Below are 6,128 nucleotides of genomic sequence, written 5' to 3'. Positions count from 1 at the left end.
ATACGCCATCAGTATAGCGCATTCGATAGGGGATTCGTCAATTCGAACATCGTTTTCGAAAAAGAAGGGTATAAGGTAGGAGCTATTATTGTCGGAAGCGAAGGTAGTCATACACATACGGCAGAAAAGGAGAGACATATGGACGCAATCATACGGAAGAAGATTCATACGTTACTGATTTTTGATCGGGCGTTACCGGAAGATACGAATTATCCGTTGTCTGGTGCAAAAGGACTCGAAGTCTCAGATATCGTTTTTGAACAGAACATTCCATTCGGACGACTCGTAACGGATAAAGAACTCGCTCAACTGCTGAATCAAAAAGAAGCAAAGCGATACGGGATGTTGACGTTGCTTGAAGACGATGTACGTTTCAAACCGTTGTTTCAAAATCGAAAACCGACAGCTGACATGGAAGAAGAGGTCGAGGCGAAAGTGAGAGAACTCGCGCATCAGTTACGTGCGATTCGGTCGCGGTGTTCTTCGCTGGAACGTCTCTTCTTGTTCGGTCGCGCGGCGCAAACCCTGTTTGACCGCGCTTTGCTTCATCTTGAAGAGGTTAATCCCCCGGCACATGAGGAAATTGCGTCCATGACGTGTTATCGTCTCCCGACGATTCGCCGAGCATCAGAGGAACAATTACAGTTACTTCGTTATGAGTGACTGGTTGCAGACACCTCGGAATACGGTATGATAGAAGCAACAGGATTAAAAGGGGACAAAACACGATGGAAAAAAAGATTAACTTCAATATCATTTCAGATAACTCAACAGACGGTCATGGTGGATTTGGTGTCGGGACACTTAGCTTAAATAGTATGTCACCCGTCATCATTTCTCCTGAAGACGGTGAAGCTTACATCGACATGGGTGCGATGCACGCGAAAGCAGCCATCGAGAAACGCGTCAAGTTCACGACGGACAAAGCCGATACGCCAAACGGTAAACTGTACTGGATCGTCTGGGTGACGGTCGGTCGTAAGCCAGAAGGATTCTATTACGGCGGTGTGGCTGCGTGCGATCTGCTAGTCGATGCGGAAGCGCGTCGCGGATTCAAGATTCTTGCTGATCACGTCAATAAGATGGATAAATCTCTTAAAGGACGGATTGTCGTCGATCATATGGATGAGCGTTCAAAAGAATTGTTACGTGATTTCTTGCAGACACATAAACCTGAGATGTGGGAAAATGCTGACGCTGCTTTACATGAAGCGTTGGTCTAAACAAAAGAACGTGTGCCGCGGCACACGTTCTTTTTTCATGGTCGTTTCAGCGTCAAGACGACGAGTTCTGGATGATTGAACAGACGAAACGGAAACAGGCTGTTTCCGAGACCACGACTGACGATCAGTTCGGTCTGCTGTTCCTGATAGCGACCTGCCGTCACGGTTGGAAAGAATCCTTGACCAGGCGCATACAGACCTTCCGTAAACGGCAGGCGGATCTGTCCGCCGTGGGCGTGACCGGATAAGACGAGATCAACGGAACGCTCGGCATACAAGGATTTATATTCCGGACGATGCGCAAGCAAAAGTCGAAACGCATCAGGTGATACGTCTTGCAATGCTTGATCGAGACTTTGACGAATGCCATCCGGTTCTGATAGCCCTTCGCGCCACCGTGTCGTCGTCGGGTCATCGATACCGATCAGCGAAATTGATTGACCTTGGTATTCGATGACACGTGATTGATTTCGAAGAACGGTGACACCCAGTTGCTCAAGCTTTGGCAAAATCGTTAGATTGAGCCGAACCTCATGATTCCCGGTGACGAAGTAGACCGGGTATCGATCAACGAGCGCTTTCATGAGTGTAAGGGCAGCTTCTTCACCGTTTCGCCTCGAGTCAATCAAATCGCCAGTCATGACGACGAGATCCGGCTTTTCGCGATCAATTTTCTTCAGTAGTCGTTCTTGTTCATTCCCGAACGCCTTGCCATGTAAATCTGCTACTTGGACGACACGATAACCATCAAATGCTTCCGGTAAGCGATTTGACGTAACCGTCACCTGTGAGACATCAATGATGTTATTTTCACGATATAAAAACCAGCTTCCTAATGCGAGGACGCTGAGGGATACTAACCAGCGTGTACGTTTTCGCATGAGCCACCTCATTTCTTTCTACTTTGCATAATTCAGGATAACAAAAAAGACATCCTTCCGTATGCGACGGAAGGAGGAATTCAAAACGATTTAGGCATCTTGTTTTAAGTCTGTGACTTCTTTTTGCGCATCGGGTTCTTCCGATAAATCTTTGAACAGGGCGATGACCATCATTCCGACGACGAAGATGAACGGGAAGGCGGCTAGAACAGCTGCTGCCTGTAGGGCACTCAATCCTCCGGCATAAAGTAAGACGGCGGCGATTGAAGACTGGATGATACCCCAAGCAAGCTTGATGCGTAAGCTTGGCATGAGACTACCACCAGACGATAGCATACCGAGAACATATGTCGCGGAGTCAGCCGAAGTAATGAAGAACGTCGTAATCAAGAAGACAGCGACGATGCTAAGGAACGTGCCTAAGCCACCGAATGTTTCAAATAGAGCAAACATACCGGTTTCGACTCCTTTATCGTTGACCGTCGAGATCAGATCGACATTTTGGAACAATTCGTTCCAAATCGCTGATCCACCGAAGACAGAGAACCAAAGGAGACCAAAGATCGTTGGGACGAGCATGATCCCGATGACGAACTCACGAATCGTCCGTCCTTTCGAGACACGGGCGATGAACGTACCGACGAATGGTGACCAGGAAATCCACCATGCCCAGTAGAAGATCGTCCAATCGTTGATCCAGCCTCGTTCGTCTGGATTAAAGGCAGATGCCCGGAAACTCATGACCGGTAAGTTTTGCAAATAAGCACCTGTTGTTTGCACGAAGAGGTCCATGATGAAACTGAACGGTCCGAGGAACAGGACGCCGATCATCAACAGAACGGCGAGGACGATGTTGGCGTTACTGAGACGAACGATTCCTTTATCGAGTCCGGATGCCGCACTCATCATGTAAAGGACAGACACAACGACAATGATGATCATTTGTGTCAGGAAGGAGTTAGGAATACTACTCGTTAGGAAGTTCAATCCACCTGAGATTTGTTGTGCACCGAGACCGAGCGACGTCGCGACACCAAATGCTGTTGCGACTGGCGGTGTATGAAAGTGCGTCAATGGCTCTGAGACACCCCAGAAGACAAGCCCGATTCCCATACCAGCACTGAAGAGCATAGCAAACCAAGAAATGAGACCATATTCAGGACGGTCCGAATCCTTACCGAGTCGAATCGAACCGAAGCGGGAAAAGATTAAAAAGATAGCAATGATTAAAAAAGCACTCATGCCGAGAAGATATAGCCAGCCAAATCCGTTAGAAACAAAGGATTGTGCTTTAGCTGTGACATTTCCGAGACTAGCTGCACCGATTAGGGATTCCGGTAAGATTCCCCATATGGTAAAGAGCACACAGAAAATGACGGATACCATAAAGACTTTTGTGATCTTACTTTTTCGATTATTTTCCATCGTGTTCAACACCTTCTTTCGAATTTTACATAGTTGTTCTGTATCAAATGATGGCAACGACATTATCATTACCCCGTCGATCCGATAACAAAACCTAATCACGCAGGGTACTACCGTAACAAACATTTGTGTGGAAAAGCAAATCGACCGGGAAATGAGAATAAAGAGATCAATGTTTTTCATGGAAGGATAAGCAAAAAAGATTGCAATCAAGCGTTTTTAAAATAATGTGGAAATAAAAAAAGGAAAACGTTAATACTATTATTTCCCGTTTCGTCTTAAAACTAACGTAAAGCTTGATGTGAGCAAATCAGAGGCGGTCTGAAATCAGATTTGATATAACAAAAGCAGTCATCATTTTGAAGGAGGCATTTCCAATGGAAAAACAACAACAAAAACAAGCGATTCTCGAAGCATTTCAATCTCGTCATGCGACCAAGACATTTAATGGTCAAATGATCCCAGAAGACGATTTTCGGTTCATTTTAGAAACGGCGCGTCTGTCACCGAGCTCGTTCGGATATGAGCCATGGAATATGCTCGTCATTCAAAATCCAGAAATCCGAGACGCATTAAAAGAAATCTCTTGGGGCGCACAAGGACAATTGCCGACAGCGAGTCACTTCGTCTTGTTCCTCGCCCGGACAGGAGAACAAATGCAGGCAAATGGTCCACATGTCACGCAGATGATGGATTTCCTTGGTCTATCCGAAGAAGCAAAGGCCGGACGGACGAAGCGTTATGGTCTGTTTTTAGAGAAGGATTTCGCGATTGGTGATAACCCAAAAGCGATGGAAGACTGGGCAGCAAAACAAGCCTATATCGCACTCGGAAACATGATGTCGACGGCAGCACAAATCGGTATCGATTCATGTCCAATCGAAGGATTCGACCAGCAAGCCGTCGAGCAATTACTCGTCGATCGTGGACTGCTCGATCGTTCTGTTTTCACGGTGCCGGTCATGGTCGCATTCGGTTACCGGGCAGACGAACCAAAACGTGATAAGCAACGTCGTCCACTTGATGAAATCGTGACGTTCGTCGAGTAAAGACAGAAGACAAAAATTTTCGAATTATATAGAAGTTTCTTTCGAAATTCGGTATACTCGCATTTGTATGATTAAGAAGCGCCGTAAACGCCACTCGCATACGAACAACTTTTGTCTTGATGAAAGAAAGGGGTTCTATCGCAAATGGAACAAAAATTAAAGTTATGGTTCACGGAACACCAAACGGAAGATTACGGTATCACATTCCGTGTCAACCACGTTTATGAGAGCGAACAAACGGAGTTTCAACGCCTAGAGATGGTTGAAACGGACGAGTTCGGTACGATGTTGTTACTTGACGGAATGGTCATGACGACAGATAAGGACGAGTTCGTTTACCACGAGATGGTCGCGCACGTCCCGTTGTTCACACACCCGAATCCAAAATCGGTTCTGGTCGTTGGTGGAGGAGACGGCGGAGTCATCCGTGAAGTCTTGAAACACCCGTCCGTCGAAAAAGCTGTTTTAGTTGAAATCGACGGAAAAGTCATCGAGTATTCGAAAAAATACCTCCCGAACATTGCAGGTGGATTGGACGATGCACGCGTCGAAGTCATCGTTGGGGATGGATTCATGCATATCGCAGAAGCAGAAAACGAGTATGATGTCATCATGGTCGACTCGACTGAACCAGTTGGTCCAGCGGTCAACTTGTTCACGAAAGGCTTCTACTCTGGTATTTCAAAAGCATTGAAAGAAGACGGTATTTTCGTCGCGCAATCGGATAACCCATGGTTCACACCAGACTTGATCCGTGATGTCCAACGTGATGTTAAAGAAATCTTCCCAATCACGAAGCTCTACATCGCTAACGTTCCGACGTACCCAAGTGGTCTTTGGACGTTCACGATCGGATCAAAGAAACACGATCCGCTTGCTGTTGCACCAGAGCGTTTCCACGAGATCGACACGAAGTATTACACGCCTGAGCTTCACACGGCAGCTTTCGCACTTCCGAAATTCGTTAAAGATTTGACGAACGGCTGAGCTCAGTCACTATAGCACACATGAACAGAGCGGTTTCGATCTTCGAAATCGCTCTGTTGTCAGGTAAACAGACGTTTGTATCAGCAAACGGCAAATGAACAGGGGGAATGGATCATGCGTTTTGATGAAGCATATTCAGGAAAAGTCTTTATCGCGAGTCAACCGACTCACGAAGATGCAAAAGGAATTTTATACGGCATGCCGATGGACTGGACGGTCAGTTTCCGTCCGGGTTCACGATTTGGTCCGGCACGTATCCGTGAAGTATCTCTTGGTTTAGAAGAATATAGCCCGTACTTAGATGGTGACATCGCCGACGCGAAGTTGTTTGACGCGGGAGATATCCCGTTACCATTCGGGAATGCTCAAAAATCACTTGATATGATTGAAGAATACGTCGATTCGTTACTGACAGCAGGCAAGTTCCCGCTCGGTATGGGTGGCGAACATTTAGTCACGTGGCCAGTCGTCAAAGCGTTCGATAAACACTACGATGATTTCGTCGTGCTTCACTTTGATGCGCATACGGACTTACGCGATGAGTATGAAGGAGAGCCATTGTC

7 protein-coding genes are annotated in these 6,128 nt (G+C 46.6%); 5 read left to right on the top strand and 2 right to left on the bottom strand.

From position 1 onward, the window contains the following. On the top strand, nt 1–663 hold a 663-nt coding region (locus tag F8N00_RS15475; RefSeq protein WP_421018520.1), incomplete at its 5' end, for a hypothetical protein. Between the two features lie 65 nt (nt 664–728). Beyond that, nucleotides 729–1,223 (top strand): YwhD family protein, encoded by a 495-nt coding sequence (locus F8N00_RS15470; protein WP_023466794.1) that lies wholly within the window; start codon nt 729–731, stop codon nt 1,221–1,223. A gap of 35 nt (nt 1,224–1,258) precedes the next feature. Here the strand turns inward: F8N00_RS15470 and F8N00_RS15465 are convergent, their stop codons facing one another. Together F8N00_RS15465 and F8N00_RS15460 are read right to left on the bottom strand one after the other, a co-directional pair. Further along, a complete protein-coding gene (locus tag F8N00_RS15465; RefSeq protein ID WP_023466795.1) occupies nt 1,259–2,104 on the bottom strand; it encodes a metallophosphoesterase in 846 nt (281 codons plus the stop codon). Between the two features lie 90 nt (nt 2,105–2,194). Next, on the bottom strand, nt 2,195–3,529 hold the full coding sequence (locus F8N00_RS15460) for a BCCT family transporter (protein WP_421018519.1): 1,335 nt from the start codon (nt 3,527–3,529) through the stop codon (nt 2,195–2,197). A 377-nt stretch (nt 3,530–3,906) separates the two neighbouring features. On the opposite strand from F8N00_RS15460, the gene F8N00_RS15455 reads away from it, so the two are divergent. The 3 genes from F8N00_RS15455 to speB all read left to right on the top strand — a co-directional run. After that, on the top strand, nt 3,907–4,578 hold the full coding sequence (locus F8N00_RS15455) for an NAD(P)H-dependent oxidoreductase (RefSeq protein WP_023466797.1): 672 nt from the start codon (nt 3,907–3,909) through the stop codon (nt 4,576–4,578). A 144-nt stretch (nt 4,579–4,722) separates the two neighbouring features. Continuing rightward, a complete protein-coding gene (gene speE, locus F8N00_RS15450) occupies nt 4,723–5,565 on the top strand; it encodes a polyamine aminopropyltransferase (protein ID WP_023466799.1) in 843 nt (280 codons plus the stop codon). A gap of 114 nt (nt 5,566–5,679) precedes the next feature. Continuing rightward, nucleotides 5,680–6,128 (top strand): agmatinase (gene speB, locus F8N00_RS15445; RefSeq protein ID WP_421018518.1); only part of this gene is annotated, 449 nt, incomplete at its 3' end.

The sequence above is a fragment of the Exiguobacterium sp. A1_3_1 genome (genome assembly GCF_048985645.1).
GTDB lineage: Bacteria > Bacillota > Bacilli > Exiguobacteriales > Exiguobacteriaceae > Exiguobacterium_A > Exiguobacterium_A indicum.
Note: the sequence above shows the minus strand (reverse complement) of the source record. Positions and strands in the feature narration are given on the sequence as shown.